An 18228-nucleotide genomic window follows, 5' to 3' on the forward strand; every position below is an offset into this window, starting at 1 on the left:
ACGTTCAAACTCTTCGTCGCGGGTGAGCCGGGACCTGTCGCCCTCGCCGGTCATTGCGCCAGCGTGCGCAGCTCCCCGCGGGCGAGTCCGACGAGGGTCCGGGCGAGCAGCCATCCGATCACCGCCGTTGCGAGCGTGAGCAGGCCGACAGCGAAGATGTCGATCGCCGCGCCCGGTTGCGCCGTCGCGACCCGCAAGGTCGCGACGGATGCTGCGGCGAGGGGGAAGCTCACGCCCCACCACGACACGCGGAAGGGGCAGCTCCGCCCGAAGCGGGCAAGCTTCGGCAGCAGTACGGCGAGGAGGAACACGGCGACCGCGAAGAGCGCCTCCGCAAAGAGATCCACCGTTCCCGTCGTGGCCACATATGCCGAGAACCCCACCGCGAAGGGCGCAACGAGGATCAGGAGCGACGGCTGCAAGGCGGCAGGGAGCGGGGGCTCGAACAGCAGGCGGGACAGGATCACCGTGAACAGGGGCACGGCGAAGAACAGTCCCACGGCCAGTGAGAACACCATCACGCCCGGCATCGGCGGCAGGCCCAGAACCGGAAGGGCAAGGGGCACGTCGAGGAGGCCGACGACCGGCACAATCCAGGCCGGCGTCGCATGCGCGGCCTGCTGCCGGTCGCTCAGCCATCGGGTCACGACCCACCACGCGAAGAGGGTCATGCCGAGGGCACCCACGATCCAGAGCAGGCGCGCGAGGGTGAGGCTCAAGGGCGCCAGGGGGATCGGCAGGAGGAGCAGGCTGATCAGCGGCGTGCCGAACAGGTTGCCCGCGATGGGATGGCGGAATTCGGCCTTCACCGCCGGGGCCGCGATGACAGCCTTGGTGCCGTAGCCCGCCGCGAGGGCGACAAAAGCGGCGCAGGCCATCAGCCCGATGGACTTGCCGAGCCAGAGGGGGACGCCGTACCGGGTATGCGCCATCGTCCAAGCGACACTCAGGCCGGTCAGGCCCATCACCGCCGCAAACAGGCCGATGGGCAGGGCCTCCACCTGCCGCCAGCCGCCCGGACCCTTCGGTCGCTCCGGCGGACGATGGGCGATCAGGGTGGCTTCGGAGTCCGACGTACTCTGCTCTTCCAAGACGACCTGCAGCATCGAACGTTCGTCCTCCACGCAGGCCCCGTAGGCCAGTGCTGTCAGCCGAAACCGTATCGGGCGGCTGGCGCCCGGCGAGACAGGTTCGGGCCGAGATGGAACCGGGCGGCCTCGAAGGCCTGCCAATCGGCAGGATCCGGCAGAGAGGGTATCGTCACAACCTCGCCCGCGTCGAGCCCGGCAAGGGCCGCCGCCACGAGGTCGCGGGCTTCCATGATCATCTCCGCGGGGATCTGCCCGATATCCGCGCCTGCCCTGTCGAAGAACTCGGTGCGGGTGACGCCGGGCAGCACTGCCTGGAGCTGCACGCCTTTGCCGCCGATCTCGGCCGCGAGCCCCTGCGTCAGGGCGAGCACGAAGGCCTTCTGGGCGGCGTAGCCGGCGTTGAAGCGCTCCGGGATGAGGGCCACGACCGAGGAGACGTTGACGATGGCGCCCCTGCCGCGGTCTGCGAAGGCCTTCGCCGCCGCGAAGGTCAGGGTCTGCAAGGCCCGGACGTTGAGGTCGAGCATCCCGTCGTAGAAATCCGCAGGACTGTCGAGCGACGGCCCGAGAGGCCCGAGCCCGGCGCAGTTCACGAGGAGCGCGAGGCGCGCGTCCGTGGCGACGCGATGCCGGACCGTTGCGAGGTCCGCTGGTCGCGTCAGGTCGGCGGGCAGGACCTCGACGGCCACGCCGGTCGCCTGCCCGATGCGCTCGGCCGCCGCCCGCAGGCGGGCGGCGTCACGGGCAACGAGGACGAGGTCGTGGCCTCTGGCGGCCAATTGATCGGCATAGGTCGCGCCGATCCCCGACGATGCGCCCGTGACGAGGGCCGTGCCTGTGTGCGGTGTCATGGTCAAAACCTCGTCAGGCAGCGGTGAGCTTGCTGTTGGCGACCGGCAGCGCGCGGATCCGCTGCCCGGTGAGCGCCGCGATGGCGTTGAGCACGGCGGGCGGCACGCCCGGTAGGCCCGGTTCACCGACCCCGCCCATCGGCGCGCCGCTCTCGACGATGCGCACATGGACTTTCGGCATGTGCTCCCGCCGCAGGACAGGATAGGTGTCGTAGTTCTGCGATTGCCGCACGCCGTCCCGGTAGACGATCTGCTCGAACAGCACCGAGGACAGGCCGAGCGCCGCCGCCGATTCCACCTGCGCCTTGACGATGGCCGGGTTCACGATGCTGCCGGGGTCGAAGGCGATCCAGAGGTTGTGGACGCGGGCTTCGCCGCCCTCCACTGACACCTCCGCGATGGTCGCCGTCTCCGATCCGAAGGGCGAGGCCATGGCGAGGCCGCGGGCGCGCATCCCGCCCTCCGCGCGGTAGGGCCCGCGTTGCCAGCCGCCGGACATCTCGGCCACCGTCGAGAGGAGGGTGCGGTGCCGGGCGCTGCCCTGGAGGAGCGCCATGCGCAGGGCCAACGGATCCTGGCCGCCGGCCTGGGCGACCTCGTCCAGGAAGCTCTCGTAGAACGCATCGTTCATCGAGTGCCCGACCGAGCGCCAGAACGCGATGTTGACCGGATGGGCGACCTTCGTGAAAGTCATGCGCCGGTTGGGCACGGCGTAGGGCTTCTCGACGATGCCCTCGACCGCCGACGGGTCGACGGGCGTCTGCATCATCATGCCGAAGTAGCGGCCGATCGGGCCTTCCCCGACCGTGCGCGCCTCGATCGCCGTCGGCTGGCCCGAGGCGTCGAGGGCCGCGCGGAAGCGGCTGAAGCTCAGGGGGCGCACGGCGTCGCGGCTGAATTCCTCCTCGCGCGACCACAGCACCTTCACGGGGCGGCCGGTAGCCCTGGCGAGCAGGATCGCCTGCGGGAACGGGTTGCCGGCGTCGTAGGTGAAGTGCCGGCCGAAGAAGCCGCCGAGCATCGGCGAGTGGATGCGGACCTGGGCCGGCTGCAGCCCGGCGACCTTCGCCGACACGGCCTGGAACACCTCCGGCATCTGGTTCGGAAGCCAGACATCGAGGGTTCCGTCACGGTCGAAGCGCGCGATCGCCGAGGGCGGTTCGAGCTGCGCGTGGGCGAGGTAGGGGGCTTCGTACTCCGCCTCCACCACCTTGGCGGCCTTGGCGAAGGCGCCGGCCACGTCGCCCTCTTCCTCGGCCATGTGGCCCGGATCCGCCGAGGCCTTGAGGGCCGCGAGCATGCCGTCGGACGAGAAATCCGCAGCGACCGTGTCGATGCCGCTGGGCTTGGCGGCCGACCATTCGACCTTCAGCGCCTCGACCGCCTTGCGCGCCCGCCACCAGCTGTCGGCGGCGACCGCCACGGCGCCGGGCACGCGGTGCACCGAATGGACGCCTGGCATGGCTCGGATTTCGGCCTCGTTCGCGAGTCTCATCGGCTCCGTGCCGAGGCGCGGCGCGTGCTGCACGGCGGCGTAGAGCATGCCCTCGACTGTCTGGTCGATGGCGTAGATCGCCCGGCCCGTGGACTTGTCCCGCACGTCGAGGCGGGGGACGGGCTGGCCGATGTAGCGGAAGGTCGCCGGGTCGCGCAGGGGGACGGATTCGTTCGGCTTCAGCTTCAGGGCATCGGCGGCGAGGTCGCCGTAGGAGAGGACGCGGCTCGTTGCCGCGTGAAGCACCACACCGTCGCGGGTGGTGAGTTCGCCGTCCTGCACCTTGAGCCGGGCCGCGGCCGCGCGGATCATCAGGTCGCGGGCGGTCGCGCCGAGGCGGCGCATGATCTCGTAGCTCGACCGGGTCGAGAAGCTGCCGCCGGTCATGCGGATGCCGTTGACGACGGCGTAGTCCGGTCCGGGCGGCGCGCATTCCACGACGAAGCGGGAGGGCGGCACGTCGAGCTCCTCGCCGACGATCTGCGCCAAGCCGGTGGCGATGCCCTGGCCGCCCTCCACGAAGGGGCTGAGCAGCTTGATGGTGCCGTCCGGATGGATCTCCAGGAAGGCGGCCACCCGCGTCCCCGGCTTCGGCGCGAGGGCACCCGCCCCCTCGGCGGGGCCCTGCGCCTCGGCGTGGGTCCTTCGCGCGGGCAGGAGGGCACTGAGGACGAGGGCAGCGCCGGCCCCCGCGAGGACTCGGCGGCGGGAGGGGGCTGCGGGGCGGAGGAGCGGATGCATCGCGGACTCCTCAGGCGGCGGCCTGCCGCACGGCGGCGGCAATGGCGTTGTAGGTGCCGCAGCGGCAGAGGTTCGTCATCGCCTCTGTGATGTCGCCGTCAGTCGGGTGCGGGGTCTGCTTCAGCAAGGCGGTGGCGGCCATGACTTGGCCGGACTGGCAGTAGCCGCATTGCGGCACCTGCAACGCGACCCAGGCCTCCACGACCTTCCGGCCGACGTCGTCCTGCTCGATTGCCTCGATGGTCGTGACGGCCTGGGTGCCGACGCTCTCTAAAGGCACCTGACAGGATCGCGTCGCCTGTCCGTCGAGATGGACCGTGCAGGCCCCGCATTGGGCGATGCCGCAGCCATATTTTGTGCCGGTCAGGCCGAGCGTATCCCGTAGGACGAAAAGCAGCGGAGTATCGGGCTCGGCGTCGACGGAATAGTGGCGACCGTTAATCGTCAGGCTCACCATGACCGCGACTCCCCGACAGTAATTAGACCCTAAGGCCATGCTTAAGCAGAGGTCTCGGCACCCACTACGTCATATTTGCCTCGTTTTCGGACATGCCGCCGCGTCAGACGACGGCGAGCGGACCCGCAGTCCGGCGGATCGCCCGCGGGACGTCGCCCTGGACACGCAGGAATGCCCGGCGCATCCGCTCGCGATTGGCGAAGCCGGCCGCGGCGGCGATCTGCTCGATGGGCAGGCGGCTCTGCTCCAGCATGTGCTTGGCGGCCTCGACGCGCATGGCCTCGACGGCCTTGGCCGGCGAGACGCCGGTCTCGGTCCGGAAGGCCCGGGTGAACTGGCGTGGGCTGAGGCAGGCGACCGCCGCGAGATCCTCGGTCGTCAGCGGACGCCGCAGGTTCTGGCGCGCATAGGCGAGGACGCTCTGGATCCGGTCGCTCGGCGCATCGAAATCGAGCAGGGCCGAGTGCTGGGCCTGGCCCCCGGCGCGACGGCGCTCCATGACGAGGCCCCGCGCCACGGTGCGGGCCACCTGCCGGCCGTGGTCGCGCTCGACCATGGCGACGGCGAGATCGATGCCCGCCGACATGCCGGCGGAAGTCCAGAGGTTGCCGTCCGCGACGTATATCTTGTCAATGTCGAGGGCGCAGTTGGGGTAGCGCGCGCGGAACTGCGGCGCGTAGCGCCAGTGGGTCGTGGCGCGCCGCCCGCTCAGCAGCCCGGCATCGGCCAGGGCGAAGGCGCCGAGGCACAGGCCCGCCAGGCGCCGCGTGGAACGGGCCGCCTCCCGCAGGTAGGCGACGAGATCTGGGCTCGGCTCGGGCAGGCTGATGCCCGCGGCGACGATGATCGTGTCGAAGGCGGACGGCTCGCTCAGCGGCTCGGTCTCGACGGCAGGGCCGGACCCCGAGCGAAGGAGCCCGCCCGCCTCCGACAGCACGTGGATGTCGTAGGTCGTGTCGGCGACGTATCGATTGGCCACGGCGAAGGGCGAGGTCACGGCCAAGCCCATGAAATCGAAATCCGGGCAGAGCACGAGCCCGATGCGGCGGACGCCAGCCATTGCGGAAACCTTTCAACTGTTTCCCATCGTGCGCCGCGTGGAAGCCGAGGCTGGGCCGATCCGCGACGCATACAAGGGCCTGACTTCATTCGGCAGCCGCAGTGAGCACGCGCCTGAGGAGTTCATCCAGTTTGCCGGCGACGCCATCGACCTGCGGATTCCCGAACTGGCCGAGGGTACCGACCGGACGGTCGTACTCGAAGGCAATCTTATCGTCGTCATCCTCACGCAGAAGTACCCGGATCGGCGCGTACAAGGCGGCCGAGAGGGCGTGCCGGGTCATCGACGCAGCCGTCAGCGGATTGCCGATGTCGTACTGGACGGCCTTCCGGCGCAACCCAGCGGTGAGCAGCCCATCGCCATGGTCCCGAGAGCCGAAGAACGAGAGAGGCGTCTGCCGTTCAAGGAGATCGCGCGCCTCATCCACCTTCCCGGCTTTCAAGAACTTGGTGTAATCGCGGTCGATGACGGGCACCGAAGCCTCCAAGGCGGATCGGCCCGCTTGTCGGAGCCGAGCAGGGCCTGGGCGCCGTTTTGCAGGGCCACGGTGCCGACCGTCACGACCGCGTCGCCGACGACGAGTTCGGCGGTGGCGCCGAGCGCCAGCTCGCCGATCAGGGCGGCGCCGATCGCGGCCGGCATCAGACGCGCCAGGCCACGCGGGCCGGCCAGGGGCCGAGCGCGAGGTGGGCGGGGCTCTTCACCGCCCAGCCCAGCGGGCAGCGGATCGCGCAGGCCGGCCCGACGCGCGGGTGCGCGACGAGGCCGACATCGCCGGTGCGCGGGGATTCGGTGGTCGCGAAGCCGGATTCCGCCATCAGCGCGCGCACCACGGTCTCGAAGCCGTCGCGGCGGCGGACCGTCCGCCGGGCTCGTCATGCCCCGCTGTACCACCGAGGCGATGAACCTGCATCTGGCCGAGATCGCCAGGGCCGTCACCGCCGGTGCGCACGCTGTGCGGCTGCTCGATCGGGTTGGCTGGCACCTGACCCAGAAGCTCATCGTGCCGGCCAATATCACGCTGCTGCCGCTGCCAGCGCGCTCGCCCGAACTGAACCCGGTCGAGAACCTCTGGCAGTTCATCCGTGAGAACTGGCTCGGCAACCGGATCTTTGCGTCATACGAGGCCATCCTCGATCAGTGCCGCGGCGCCTGGAACACGCTCAAGGACCAGCCCTGGCGCATCATGTCCATCGGCCTGCGGGCCTGGGCTCATGGGTTCTGATCAGTGAGAGTTGGTATAAATCCTCGCTGGAACGATCCTGCCGACCACGTCCAGTAGCGCGGCTTTTCTCGGCGGCCATTCGCCAATTGAAGCCATGCGCCTTCGCAAATCCAGCCGGCCGCCGTCAGCTTCACCAGCAAGCTCCGCGGTCGCGGGAAGCCCCATCAGCGGCGCTCGGAGGAACGAGAACTTCGGGAAAGCTTAATAATTTTGATCCATTTACAGCCGCCCGTAACAATCAACGAATTTTAGCGGTCGCAAATTGAGTTATTAGGAAGAAACGGCAGCTCTATAACAAGCCTGTGAATAAACAAAATAACGATGGATGAACTCTCCTTCGGTGATCTTCCACATCCGGTCACAGGTAAAGCGTCACGACAACGCTGTTATTATCCGATTATATTCTAAACTATCCAATAAACGCAGATTAACTTAAGCGTTCATCCTTGCGATCGTTCGACTGTGCGCGAGGTTTACTGGGACCAGATGCGACCGTCGCGCTCAATCGCGGAACTCTATATATCTTGCGAAGATCGTTTTATAGCAATAAAAAAATTGTTATACAAAATAAACTTGATGATAACCTATCGAATTATCTTCGATAGATCGATTCGAGGGAGCGGACAGCGACACAGCCGGCACCAGTCAAATATTATTGTCCGATTTCGATTGTCTAAATCATCAGGCCATTCAATCTGCCCGTTCGAGTAAGAATTGGATCAGCCCCAATCACCGATTGCAGCTTGTCAAATCTCATTTGGCATGTATTAAATCGAAGACTGATTTGATCGAATCGGCCCAAGTTGCGGTGCATTGTCGCGTTTTTGTAAGGCAGGCATATATTGGAAGCGATTTACGTCACCCAGAATCACGTCACTCAATATTTAAAAATCGCCCCAAACCAAAGATCGTCTAAAATTTGTTTCCTTGGAGCAAGACATGCAAAATCTGAAACTTCCGGCGGCATTCATCTTAGGGATCCTCATCACAACGCCGGCATTGTCAAAAGAAGATCCGATGGACACCCAGAGATGCATTTGGGCCTGCATGGCAAACACGCCGGATTGGAGCGGACGAAACTTCAAGGCGTATGAGCGTTGCACCAGAAACAACTGTAGCGGAAAAACATCACGCCATAGGCGATCGAGAGGTTGAGTAGATCTCCGTCACCGACATATCCATCACACGCGGCCTCGTTCGTCTGCCACAAACATCGAGGCTGATCAGTACCGATGGCCAAGCTGACTCAGAGAGGAAACGTCCGCTTCGGGGCAAAAGGCCGGGATCTGGTCGTTACCTTGCGCTGAAGGTGCCGGACGGCTGCCATGGGTGTGCAGCGACAGGACCGCCGAGAGTGCATGTCCGCAGGTCAGCAGACCAGCAGCGATCGCTGGAAACGGAGTGCGCCGCGCCGTCCGCTTGCGATCCATCCCAGCGATGGCCTCAGTCCAGTTAAGGCCCCACGTGAATTCGACGGCCGCCATTCACGATCTGCTATCATTGTTTTGAATAGACCGGATGCGGGGGCAGATCCCAATGGCCAAACGCACCATCGTCGTCGTTGGCGGCGGCTTTGCCGGCCTCTGGAGCGCCGCGGCTGCTGCCCGGGCGCGCGTCGAACTCGGGCTGACAGACCAGGTCGCGATCACCCTTGTTGCGCCAGATCCGTTCCACTCTATCCGGGTGCGATGCTACGAGACCGACCTCACGCCCCTGGCCGTGCCACTGGACGAGGTGCTCGATCCCATCGACGTCGACCGGATCGAGGGCAGCGTGACCAAGATCGACGCCGCCGGTCGTCGTCTGATGGTGCGCGTCGCGGACAAACCTGAGCCGATAGCGCTCGAATACGACAGGTTGATTCTCGCCGCCGGGAGCCGGCTGACCCGGCCGCCGATACCAGGCGTCGATCTGGCTTGCGACGTTGATACGCTTGGCGGCGCGCGCCAGCTCGCGAGTCACCTCCGAGACTTGGGCCGCTGCGGATCGAGGCCGGACCAAGCCGGCCGCTGGACCGCCGTCGTGATCGGCGGTGGTTTGGTCGGGATAGAACTCGCCTGCGAGTTGCCTGCTCGCCTCGCGGCTGCCCGCGATCGGGCCGGAGCAACTGGCCCGGTTCGCACGCTGCTGGTCGACCGCTCTGTCGAGGTTGGGTCCACGATGGGCGGAGCCGCAATGCCGGCGATTCGACAGGCTCTCGCCGCAGCTGCCGTCGAATGCATCAGCGGCACCGGCGTTGCCACGATCGATTCGACGGGCGTGACGCTCAGTGATGGAACGTACATCCCGGCGCTGACGGTCATCTGTGCCACGGGCATGCGGGCAAATCCCCTCGCCGAGGATTTAGACGTGACGCACGACGCACTCGGTCGGTTGCCCGTGGACGCGATGATGCGGGTCATCGGGATTTCGGCCGTGTTCGCGGCCGGCGACGTGGCCGTGGCCACAGCCGACGATGCGGGACACACCACGGTGATGTCTTGCCAACACGCGCGCCCGATGGGTCGTTTCGCAGGGAACAATGCAGTCTACGATCTCGCAGGACGGTCGGATCTTTGCTTGCCGTTCGCGGCACCTGATTACGTAACTGTGCTCGATCTCGGCGCGTGGGGGGCAGTCTACACGTCGGGCTGGGATCGCGACCGCCTAATTGCCGACGGAGCAGCGGCCAAAGCTACCAAGCGCCTCATCAATGGCAGCCGCATCTACCCTCCCCTCACACGCGACGCCGCTTCAATTCTGGCAGCGGCCGCGCCCGTGATCCAGGCGCGCCCCGCGACAACCGGCTAGAAGCCCCATTTGCAAAACCCGCTCTTTCGACTGATCTCGGTCTTCCTGCAGACCCACGCGCGTGTCCCGTCCGGGAGACGAGTGGTAACTGGGCCGCTGCGCGAAAGCCGACGGTCCGGATTGCGCCTCGAACCGAAGCTGCCAAGCGGCCGCTGAATGGCTGCGTTCGGAACGCGCCGACGACTGTCAGCAGGGCCGGCATGGGTCGGAGCGGGAGGACCACGCAGGGTTGATTTCTACCTGTCCGCTTCGAGGCGCCAGATTTCAAAGGCGGACATCCGATGTTCGGCTTGGTCCGGCCCGGAGGTGCCGGGTTGCAATATCAGAACCGTTCGCCGACCATGTCCTCGCTTCTAGCCCAGAGCGCACGCGCGCGTTCGGGATCCAAAGCGTAGGAGCGCACGCCCTCGCTGACGGGCGTGATCAACCCGTCGGTGATCTCGGACACGTGGCAGTTCTCGCAATAGCGGCCGCCGACGGCCTCCGCCGCCGCCACGAAAGCCGCCCAAACTGATGTGGCAGCTCCTTGAGGGATGGTTTTCCACGCAAATGCCGGCTTGCCGGCCGCAGCGAGGTCGGCGTTGATCCTCTCGACCGACTGGGCGACGGCGCCCTGGCCCAAATGCCGGCCGAGTTCGGTCTCGATGCCGCCGGGGTGCAAAGCTGTCGCCCGCACGCCGCGCGTCCTGTGCCGCCGGTCGAACTCCACCGCGAACTGGATGTTGGCCGTCTTCGAGCGCCCGTACGCGACCATCGGGTCGTAAGGCGTACGCTCGAAGCCCGGATCGTCCAGATCAGGTCCCGCGTAGCGATGACCGGACGAGGCGACCATGACCAGCCGGCCACCGTCCCGGATCGAGGACGCGATCCGGTTCACGAGCACGAAGTGGCCGAGGTGGTTCGTGCCGAACTGCGTCTCAAAGCCGTCGGTCGTGCGACCCAGCGGCGTGGCCATGACGCCGGCATTGGCGATGACGACGTCGAACGGCCTGCCGTCCGCCAGCAAGGCGTGGGCGCAGGCACGGACGCTGGCCAGCGAGGCGAGGTCGAGCGCGACCAGTTCGAGACTTCCGCCATGCGCCGCCTGATCGCGGACTACGGCAGTCGCCGCCGCGGCCTTGGCGAGATCCCGCGCCGTGCCGACGACATGCGCCCCGTGCGCCGCGAGGGCGCGGGCCGTCTCCACGCCAAGCCCGGCCGAGACGCCCGTGACGAGCACGCGCTTTCCGCTGAGATCGACGCCGGCGAGCACCTCTTCGGTGGTCGAGGTCGCTCCGAATGTTGCGGCCATGGTGCTCTCCTTGTCGGTGGACACACCTCGCCCGTCGCCCGCGACGCCATTGTTCGCCGGCCTCCGAGTCGATAAGAGGAGGTTGCCTCCGTTTAAATACGGAGCGACCCTCCGTTTAGCAAGAGGCGCTTCGCCCGTGGACGACGAGGAACCTCGTGTGACAGCCCGCAGGCCGCGCGCCGACGCCCAGCGCAATCGCCTCCGGCTGCTCGACACGGCCAAGACGACTTTCGCCGAGAAGGGCGCGGCCGCTGGCCTGGAGGAGATCGCGCGCGCGGCAGGCGTGGGGGTCGGCACGCTCTACCGTCATTTCCCGACCCGCGACGCCCTGATCGAGGCGGTCTACCGGAATGAGACCGCCCATCTCGCCGAGGCCGCGGAACGGCTCACAGCCACCCGTTCCCCGACTGAGGCCTTGCGGGAATGGATGCTGGTGTTCGTCGACTACATGGCGACCAAGCAAGGCATGTCCGAGGCCCTCAATGCGGTGGCCGACGGGCCGGCCGGCCTGTATGCGGCATCCGGCGCCCAGATTAAGCAGGCCATGGCCATGCTGTGCGACCGCGCGGTCGCTGCGGGGGAGATCCAACTGGGCATGGAGCCGCTCGACCTGCTGCGGGCGGTGGCCAGTGTGGCCAACATCAGCTCCGGGCCGGACCGGAGGCAGTCGGCCATGCGCCTCGTCGATATCTTGGTCACCGGTCTTGAAAAGTCCGGTCGCGACGAAGCGGGACGCTCGATTGCGGCCTGGGCCAAGGGCGCCCCCCATCGCCAATCTCGCCGATCAACGCCGTGAACGCGTGGATCCGGGCGGGAGGCGTGCTGCGATTGGGTCACCACCGTCCCGGTATGGTGATGCCGGGGCCGTGCTCCTTCCGCCGACCGGATCCCTTCGGAGCGACCGAGAAGCCCTTGGCGCGCCTCCCGGCGTCACACCGCTCGATCGAGGGGTCGCTTTCAACGACGACACGGCTTGGTTTCCACACCGAGATCGCCCTATGCCCGCTCCCATGACGACGACCCTCGCGCGCCTCGTATCGGGAACTCCTGTGCCTTTTGGCGGTGACCGCGTGACCGTGATCACGCCGGAACTGGCGGAGGCCTTCCAGCCCGGTGACCATCTGCTGGTCCTGCAGGAGACCGGAGACCTCCTCCACGTCCCGGCGGCTCAGATCGCCTTGGCGGCCGCCGCGGTGGACCGTGCGCATGCCGCCTTCATGGCGATGTCGGCCGTACCGGATCAGGCGATTGAGCGGTTCTTCGACCGGTTCGCCGCGCGCCTCGATGACCCTTCGGCTTGGCATGCCATCGCCGAGGCGAACCGGCAGGATGTCGAGCGCGCCCAGAGTGGCGGCCGTTCGACGACCCGGCTCGTCGCCACCGACCGGATGCGGCAGGATATGATCGCGGGCCTGCGGGCGTGGCGAGACAGCGAGACGCTGCGCGGTCGGGTCGTCGAGCGCATCGACCATCCCGGCTGGACCATCGCGCAGGTGGCGGCACCGCTCGGGGTGGTCGGCTTCGTCTTCGAGGGGCGCCCGAACGTGCTCGCCGATGCAGCGGGCGTCCTGCGCAGCGGCAACACGGCCGTCTTCCGCATCGGCAGCGACGCGCTCGGCACCGCACAGGCCATCATGCGGCACGCCCTGGTTCCCGCGCTCGATGAGGCCGGCCTACCGCCCGGAGCCATCTCGCTCGTCGAGAGCGCGGAACGGTCGACAGGCTGGGCCCTCTTCGCTGACCGTCGGCTCTCGCTGGCGGTGGCGCGCGGGTCGGGTCGGGCCGTCGCCCAGCTCGGGAGCGTCGCACGACAGGCCGGCACGGCGGTCAGCCTGCACGGAACCGGCGGTGCGTGGATGATTGCCGACCGCGATGCGGATGCGGAGCGCTTCTCCGCGGCTGTCGACGCGTCTCTGGACCGAAAGGTCTGCAACACCCTGAACGTGTGCTGCATCCATCGCGCCCGGGTGACGGATCTGGTGCCGGTTTTCCTGGCGGCCCTGGAATCCGCCGGCCGCGCACGCGGCTTCGGATGCAAACTACACGCGGTGGCAGGCGACGAGACCGTCCTGCCGGACGGCTGGCGTACCGCCACCGTCCGCGTCCGGCGCGCCGAAGGCGAACGCACCGAGCCGCTGACGGAGATCCAGTCCGAGGACGATCTCGGACACGAGTGGGAATGGGAAGACACGCCCGAGGTCAGCCTGAAGATCGTGGATGACCTCGATCACGCGGTGACGCTGTTCAATCGCCACAGCCCGCGTTTCGCCGCATCGTTGATCAGTCAGGACCCCGAGGCGCATCGGCGCTTCTACGACACGGTGAACGCGCCCTTCGTGGGCGACGGGTTCACCCGATGGGTCGACGGGCAATACGCCCTGAACCAGCCCGAGCTCGGGCTGTCGAACTGGCAGAGCGGCCGTCTTCTCGCCCGGAGTGCCATCCTGTCCGGAAGCGGTGTCTACACGCTGCGCAGCCGCGTCACGCAGGACGATCCGCGGTTGAGGCGGTGAAGGATTGGAACGCCGCGAGATCCACGCCGCGACCAATCATGGATATCTCGACGGCCGGCCGGCGGCATTTCAATTCGGCGTCAATCTCCGGCGCGAGACCTCGGCGTCGAGCCGGTCCCGGGAGGAATGGCGGTCTTTGGGGTGCAACCGGGTGCAGTCGAAGTCGGCCTTGAGGCGGAAGGCGGCGAAGTCCATGAAGGCCCGCACTTTGGCGAGCGACATCCTGTCCGGTAGCGTGATGAGATGTACGGGCACCGGAGGCGGCTCGGCCTCGGGAAGCAGAACGACCAAGCTGCCGCCCGTGACTTCGTGCTGGATCTTATAGGAGAAGATCCGGGCGATGCCCTCGCCGTCGACCGCCGCGCTGACGGCGGCCTCGTCGGTGTTGACCATCAGGCGCGGCTTGACCCGGACCGTCCGGGGAATTCTGGCTCCGTCTAAGGGCGGGAAGCTCCAGATATCGTCCGGGCTCGTGGGCTCGATACCAATGAAGTCGTGCTGCGCCAGATCGGACAGGGACCTGATTGGCGGCCGGCCCGCCAGATACTTCGGCGACGCACACAGAACGCGGCGCACCTCGCCGATGCGTACCGCTATCACGTTGGCCTCCTGCAACGGGGCGATCCGGAGCGCGACATCGATGCCCTCATCGAGGAGGTTCGTCATCCGATTGAGCAGCAGGTAGCGGACCTGCATTGCAGGGTATGCCTTCAGGAACTCACCCACGACCGGGCGCAAAACCCGTGTCCCGAACATCACCGGCGCCGTGACGGTCAGGACGCCGCGCGGGGCAACCCGGTTCCCGGTAACGGCGAGGTCGGCTTCCTCCAAATCCGTCAGCACCCGACGGCAGACGGCGGCGTATCGCTCGCCGGCCTCGGTCAACCGCAATTGTCGTGTCGTCCGGTGCAGGAGCTGGGCTCCGACATGGCTCTCAAGAGCCGCGATGGCCCGTGTCACGGCGGCGGGCGAGCGATTGAGGCGTCGGCCAGCGGATGCGAGGCTCCCTTCGTCCAGGGCGGTGACGAACACCCGCATCGCATCGAGACGGTCGATCATTGTTCCGCCCCGCGAAATCAGCGATTTCGCAGTTTAGATGTTCTGCTGTCGATCGCAATACGTTAAATTCGATCAAGTGATTTGATGCGAAGGGGGCTACGTGACCTATCTCACCAGCATTCCGGTCACCTATTACCGCGCAGCCCGGGTCGAAAACGTGAACGTCTTCTACCGGGAGGCGGGCCCGTCGGATGCTCCGGTCGTGTTGCTGTTGCACGGCTTCCCGACCTCGTCGCACATGTTCCGCAATCTCATTCCGCTTCTGGCGGACCGCTACCGTGTCATCGCACCCGACTACCCGGGCTTCGGCGGCAGCGATGCGCCCGACCACCGGGAGTTCGCATATACGTTCGCGCACTACGCCGACATCGTCGACGGACTGCTCTCCCGATTGGGGGTGGACCGTTACGCCATGTACGTGATGGATTACGGGGCCCCGGTCGGCTATCGGCTCGCGCTCAAGCATCCCGAACGCGTCACCGCGCTGGTCGTCCAGAACGGCAACGCCTACGAGGAGGGGCTGAAGGCGTTCTGGGATCCCATCAAGGCCTATTGGCGCGAGGATACCTCGGAACGGCGCGAGGCTCTTACGGTCCTCGTCGCGCCGGAAACGACGAAGTTCCAGTACGTCGACGGCGTGGCCGATGTAACCCGGATCGATCCGGACAACTGGCTGCACGATCAGGTGCTGCTCGACAGGCCGGGCAACAAGGATATTCAGCTCGACCTCTTCCGCGACTACGGCACCAACGTACCGCTCTACCCGCAATTCCAGGCCTTCTTTCGCGAGCGCAAGCCGCCGACGCTGATCGTCTGGGGCCGGAACGACACCATTTTCCCGGCCGACGGCGCGCATCCGTATCTGCGAGACCTGCCCGACGCCGAGCTGCATCTGCTCGATACCGGGCACTTCGCCCTCGAAGACAAGCTCGACGTCATGGCGCCCATGATTCGGGACTTCCTCGACCGTAACGTTGCCGGTCGCTGAGGTGCAGAGGGCACGCGAGGGGACCGCGAATGGGCACGATCACGGTCGAGGACGGCACCGAAATCTACTTCAAGGACTGGGGCGAGGGGTAAGCCGTGGTCTTCAGCCACGGCTGGCCTCTCAGCGCCGACGCCTTCGAAGATCAGATGTTCTTCCTCGGCCGCCAGGGGTACCGCTGCATCGCGCATGACAGGCGTGGGCACGGCCGCTCCAGCCAGCCCTGGACCGGCAACGACCGCGATACCCCGGGCGGGGGCGGAAGGCTGGGGCGAGGGGGAACTGGCTGCCCTCGTCACGCGCGACACGATGATCGGCGTGGCGCCCGTCGGGGTCCCAATCGCCGGAGCCGACCGATGACCCAGACCGAGATGCTGCTGAAGCGGCTGCCGAACGACATCGGCGGCCTGGACGGTGAGCTCATTCAGCGGACCGAACACGAACTTGAGCCCTGGGAGAAACGCTGCCACGCCCGCGCCGACGTGCTCGACTTCCACACGATCCTCAAAACGGAGGAGAAGCGCAGGGGGAGCGAGGCGTTTGGAGCCGAGAGGGTCGGCGCGCTCAGCTATTACGGGCGGTGGATCGCCGCGTTCGACAACATCCTGTTCGCCGAACGTATCCTGACCCCGAGCGAACTGGCGGCCGAGATGGACGAGGTGGCGGCTCGCTGGGATCAGGAGCCTCGCCCATGACGGCCGGTTTCATCAAGCATGAGAGCCAGTTCCGGCCCGGCGAGACCATGGACAACCTTATCCGCGCCGTGGCGGAGCGCGGCCTGGCGGTCTTCCTCAGACTCGATCATGCGGCCGCGGCGGTCCAGGCCGGCCTCGATCTACGGCCGACCCAGCTGCTCGTGTTCGGCAGGGCGGAAGGCGGAACGCCTCTGATGCAGGCCAACCAAACCATCGGCGTTGACCTGCCCCTGCGCGCCCTCGTGTGGTGTGATCCGGCGGACCGGACTTGGGTCGGTTACGACGACCCCCTGTGGCTGGCGGAGCGTCACGGCTTGACGGACAGCAATCCGAGGCGTGTCGCAGAGGCTCTCTCGCGGCTGGTCGAGGCCTGCGTGCTACAGGCTTCTGGAACCGACGCGGCGAAACCACGTGGAGCGCTTTGAGTCGCGTGTGGCGGCCTCTACTGAGGCCACTACATGGATCGGACGACAAATACCGGCGCTTTATCAATCGAGAAATGGTTCAGCACAGGGTCCAGGGGAGGACACCATGAGAACTGCGACGCTTCGATTAGGGGCCTGCATCATGGGCGCCTGCATCGGGGCCTTCACGCCATGGCCGACTGGAAGCGCTGATGACGATGCTTCACCGATCTTCGGCATTCGACTTCCTGCAGGGTACCGCGATTGGCAATTGATCAGCGTGGCGCACGAAGCGGGTCAGCTCAACGACATTCGTGCCGTTCTCGGAAACGACATCGCGATCAAGGCATATCGGGAAGGAACGCGCCCATTCCCGGATGGCGCTATCATCGCGCGATTGGCTTGGGAGTATGTGTCGTCCGCAGAAAACGATGCGGTTTTCGGCCAAACACAATCGTTCGTTCCCGGATCCCCGACGAACGTGCAGTTCAGCGTCAAGGACTCTGAAAAATTTGCCGATACGGGCGGATGGGGATACGGCCAATTCGAAGGAGGCAAGCCCAATCGGAGCGAAGACCTGATGAAGACCTGCGCGCCATGCCACGCTCGCGTCTCAGCAGACCGTGACTTTGTCTTTACACGCTATGCACATTCAGAGCCGCCATTGGTGCGGCAATAAGATATTTACTCAACGTTAATCTTCGAATAGCTCCATAATTAGCGAAACCCGATAATCCGAGATTGTCGTTCCTGCCTGCCGAGGATCGGAAATCGGTCGCGGCGACCGACTTCAGCATCCTCGTCTTGGTAGTCGGCGGCAGGCCCACTCAGGCGCCCCCGGACCTGGTCGACGGCAGTCGCCCGACCGGCAAGGCCGCGGCGCTGGACGACAGCCCGCACAGCGCCGTGCAACTCACGAGCCCGAGAGGCGTGACCGACAGCGGAAAACTCGAGGCCCTCCACCCTGGAGAGGAAACCTCCTGCCCCGAAACCGAAACGTCTCGCTGTCGCGCGGCTGTCGACCGGGCTGGCCCGCCCAGTCCTGGCGCAGGGTGCGAACCATCATCACGGCTCCATGGCCGGCATGGAGATGGGCTCGATGAAGTCTGACGCGGAGGACGACGCCTCCACCAGAGAGTTCAAGGTCGCCGACTCGGCGATGATGAGGGACATGGACATTCCCTCGACCGGCGACCCCGAGGTCGACTTCCACGCCCACATGATTCCGTATCACAAAGGCGCGGTCGCGATGGCGGGAGTCGCACTGAAACACGCCAAGGATCCCGCCACCAAGGCGATGGCCCAGAAGATCGTCGCCGCCCAGGCCACGGAGATCTCCGACATGGAGGCGTGGCTGACGCGGCATGGCAAGTAACCGCCGCAGCCGGGGCAGGCCGCCGGGGCAGGCAGCCGGGGCGGTCCGAGCACGCTGCCCCGATGAAGGTCCCGTCCGCCCAGGGGGCCGAAATGCCAGCCGCCCGCGACGGCACCCTCGATCAAATGGCCACAATCGCCGCCATCCGCGGCGAATGTTCCCGAGGTCCTGTGTGGATGGCTCCCGCATTGCAAGT

At 66.5% G+C, this 18228-nt stretch carries 18 protein-coding genes and 2 pseudogenes; 10 read left to right on the plus strand and 10 right to left on the minus strand.

Features of this window, described 5'->3' with window-relative positions; translation table 11 throughout:
• Positions 1 to 50: 50 nt before the first annotated feature.
• The 8 genes from P9K36_RS23565 to P9K36_RS23600 form a co-directional block, all read right to left on the minus strand.
• Positions 51 to 1106 (minus strand): SLAC1 anion channel family protein, encoded by a 1056-nt coding sequence (locus tag P9K36_RS23565; protein WP_043387774.1) that lies wholly within the window; start codon positions 1104 to 1106, stop codon positions 51 to 53.
• 41 nt (positions 1107 to 1147) lie between these two features.
• Positions 1148 to 1942, minus strand: coding sequence for an SDR family NAD(P)-dependent oxidoreductase (locus P9K36_RS23570; RefSeq protein WP_043387775.1), 795 nt, complete (start codon positions 1940 to 1942; stop codon positions 1148 to 1150).
• Positions 1943 to 1955: 13 nt separating this feature from the next.
• A complete protein-coding gene (locus P9K36_RS23575) occupies positions 1956 to 4178 on the minus strand; it encodes a xanthine dehydrogenase family protein molybdopterin-binding subunit (protein WP_043387776.1) in 2223 nt (740 codons plus the stop codon).
• Between the two features lie 10 nt (positions 4179 to 4188).
• Complete coding sequence (locus tag P9K36_RS23580; protein ID WP_043352353.1) at positions 4189 to 4635, minus strand: (2Fe-2S)-binding protein; 447 nt, start codon at positions 4633 to 4635, stop codon at positions 4189 to 4191.
• A 103-nt stretch (positions 4636 to 4738) separates the two neighbouring features.
• On the minus strand, positions 4739 to 5695 hold the full coding sequence (locus P9K36_RS23585; RefSeq protein ID WP_043387777.1) for a GlxA family transcriptional regulator: 957 nt from the start codon (positions 5693 to 5695) through the stop codon (positions 4739 to 4741).
• Between the two features lie 85 nt (positions 5696 to 5780).
• Positions 5781 to 6170: a DUF302 domain-containing protein gene (locus tag P9K36_RS23590; RefSeq protein ID WP_244539013.1), complete on the minus strand. Its 390-nt coding sequence runs from the start codon at positions 6168 to 6170 to the stop codon at positions 5781 to 5783.
• Positions 6134 to 6337, minus strand: a complete 204-nt coding sequence (locus tag P9K36_RS23595) for a hypothetical protein (RefSeq protein ID WP_170867529.1) — start codon at positions 6335 to 6337, stop codon at positions 6134 to 6136. Before P9K36_RS23595 ends, P9K36_RS23590 begins: the two co-directional genes overlap by 37 nt.
• On the minus strand, positions 6337 to 6525 hold the full coding sequence (locus P9K36_RS23600; RefSeq protein WP_051976278.1) for a hypothetical protein: 189 nt from the start codon (positions 6523 to 6525) through the stop codon (positions 6337 to 6339). Before P9K36_RS23600 ends, P9K36_RS23595 begins: the two co-directional genes overlap by 1 nt.
• Before the next feature lie 35 nt (positions 6526 to 6560).
• On the opposite strand from P9K36_RS23600, the pseudogene P9K36_RS23605 reads away from it, so the two are divergent.
• Both P9K36_RS23605 and P9K36_RS23610 read left to right on the plus strand, forming a co-directional pair.
• Positions 6561 to 6920 (plus strand): annotated as a pseudogene (locus P9K36_RS23605) (transposase); the annotation flags it as partial.
• A gap of 1536 nt (positions 6921 to 8456) precedes the next feature.
• Complete coding sequence (locus P9K36_RS23610) at positions 8457 to 9710, plus strand: FAD-dependent oxidoreductase (protein ID WP_043350446.1); 1254 nt, start codon at positions 8457 to 8459, stop codon at positions 9708 to 9710.
• A gap of 322 nt (positions 9711 to 10032) precedes the next feature.
• Here P9K36_RS23610 and P9K36_RS23615 read toward each other — a convergent pair whose 3' ends face one another.
• Positions 10033 to 11001 (minus strand): SDR family NAD(P)-dependent oxidoreductase, encoded by a 969-nt coding sequence (locus P9K36_RS23615; protein ID WP_043387778.1) that lies wholly within the window; start codon positions 10999 to 11001, stop codon positions 10033 to 10035.
• 136 nt (positions 11002 to 11137) lie between these two features.
• Here P9K36_RS23615 and P9K36_RS23620 point away from each other — a divergent pair, with 136 nt between their 5' ends.
• Entirely contained in the window at positions 11138 to 11797 is a 660-nt protein-coding gene (locus tag P9K36_RS23620) for a TetR family transcriptional regulator (protein WP_244539014.1), read from the plus strand.
• A gap of 274 nt (positions 11798 to 12071) precedes the next feature.
• Entirely contained in the window at positions 12072 to 13514 is a 1443-nt protein-coding gene (locus P9K36_RS23625; RefSeq protein WP_244539015.1) for an aldehyde dehydrogenase family protein, read from the plus strand.
• A 69-nt stretch (positions 13515 to 13583) separates the two neighbouring features.
• On the opposite strand, the gene P9K36_RS23630 is transcribed toward P9K36_RS23625, so the two are convergent.
• The gene (locus P9K36_RS23630) at positions 13584 to 14552 is read right to left on the minus strand and encodes a LysR family transcriptional regulator (protein WP_244539016.1); all 969 of its coding nucleotides are present in this window, start codon (positions 14550 to 14552) and stop codon (positions 13584 to 13586) included.
• A gap of 121 nt (positions 14553 to 14673) precedes the next feature.
• On the opposite strand from P9K36_RS23630, the gene P9K36_RS23635 reads away from it, so the two are divergent.
• The 6 genes and pseudogenes from P9K36_RS23635 (at position 14674) to P9K36_RS23660 (ending at position 18032) form a co-directional block, all read left to right on the plus strand.
• The gene (locus P9K36_RS23635) at positions 14674 to 15561 is read left to right on the plus strand and encodes an alpha/beta hydrolase (protein WP_043387780.1); all 888 of its coding nucleotides are present in this window, start codon (positions 14674 to 14676) and stop codon (positions 15559 to 15561) included.
• Between the two features lie 29 nt (positions 15562 to 15590).
• A pseudogene (locus P9K36_RS23640) lies at positions 15591 to 15806 on the plus strand (alpha/beta hydrolase); the annotation flags it as partial.
• Positions 15807 to 15914: 108 nt separating this feature from the next.
• The gene (locus P9K36_RS23645; protein WP_043387781.1) at positions 15915 to 16253 is read left to right on the plus strand and encodes an SH3-like domain-containing protein; all 339 of its coding nucleotides are present in this window, start codon (positions 15915 to 15917) and stop codon (positions 16251 to 16253) included.
• Positions 16250 to 16678 (plus strand): DUF302 domain-containing protein, encoded by a 429-nt coding sequence (locus P9K36_RS23650; RefSeq protein ID WP_043387782.1) that lies wholly within the window; start codon positions 16250 to 16252, stop codon positions 16676 to 16678. The genes P9K36_RS23645 and P9K36_RS23650 overlap by 4 nt, the downstream gene beginning before the upstream one ends.
• Positions 16679 to 16820: 142 nt before the next feature.
• A complete protein-coding gene (locus tag P9K36_RS23655; protein ID WP_244539017.1) occupies positions 16821 to 17336 on the plus strand; it encodes a cytochrome P460 family protein in 516 nt (171 codons plus the stop codon).
• A 336-nt stretch (positions 17337 to 17672) separates the two neighbouring features.
• Positions 17673 to 18032 (plus strand): DUF305 domain-containing protein, encoded by a 360-nt coding sequence (locus P9K36_RS23660; protein ID WP_043387783.1) that lies wholly within the window; start codon positions 17673 to 17675, stop codon positions 18030 to 18032.
• The last annotated feature ends 196 nt before the right edge of the window (positions 18033 to 18228 follow it).

The sequence above is a fragment of the Methylobacterium sp. 391_Methyba4 genome, assembly GCF_029691625.1.
Classification (GTDB): Bacteria; Pseudomonadota; Alphaproteobacteria; order Rhizobiales; family Beijerinckiaceae; genus Methylobacterium; species Methylobacterium fujisawaense.

Bases quoted from the DNA above. Each gene is read 5' to 3' on its own strand.
- P9K36_RS23565 (WP_043387774.1), bottom strand. From the start codon at position 1,106: ATGCTGCAGGTCGTCTTGGAAGAGCAGAGTACGTCGGACTCCGAAGCC.
- P9K36_RS23570 (WP_043387775.1), bottom strand. From the start codon at position 1,942: ATGACACCGCACACAGGCACGGCCCTCGTCACGGGCGCATCGTCGGGG.
- P9K36_RS23575 (WP_043387776.1), bottom strand. From the start codon at position 4,178: ATGCATCCGCTCCTCCGCCCCGCAGCCCCCTCCCGCCGCCGAGTCCTC.
- P9K36_RS23580 (WP_043352353.1), bottom strand. From the start codon at position 4,635: ATGGTGAGCCTGACGATTAACGGTCGCCACTATTCCGTCGACGCCGAG.
- P9K36_RS23585 (WP_043387777.1), bottom strand. From the start codon at position 5,695: ATGGCTGGCGTCCGCCGCATCGGGCTCGTGCTCTGCCCGGATTTCGAT.
- P9K36_RS23595 (WP_170867529.1), bottom strand. From the start codon at position 6,337: ATGCCGGCCGCGATCGGCGCCGCCCTGATCGGCGAGCTGGCGCTCGGC.
- P9K36_RS23610 (WP_043350446.1), top strand. From the start codon at position 8,457: ATGGCCAAACGCACCATCGTCGTCGTTGGCGGCGGCTTTGCCGGCCTC.
- P9K36_RS23615 (WP_043387778.1), bottom strand. From the start codon at position 11,001: ATGGCCGCAACATTCGGAGCGACCTCGACCACCGAAGAGGTGCTCGCC.
- P9K36_RS23630 (WP_244539016.1), bottom strand. From the start codon at position 14,552: ATGCGGGTGTTCGTCACCGCCCTGGACGAAGGGAGCCTCGCATCCGCT.
- P9K36_RS23645 (WP_043387781.1), top strand. From the start codon at position 15,915: ATGACCCAGACCGAGATGCTGCTGAAGCGGCTGCCGAACGACATCGGC.
- P9K36_RS23650 (WP_043387782.1), top strand. From the start codon at position 16,250: ATGACGGCCGGTTTCATCAAGCATGAGAGCCAGTTCCGGCCCGGCGAG.
- P9K36_RS23655 (WP_244539017.1), top strand. From the start codon at position 16,821: ATGGGCGCCTGCATCGGGGCCTTCACGCCATGGCCGACTGGAAGCGCT.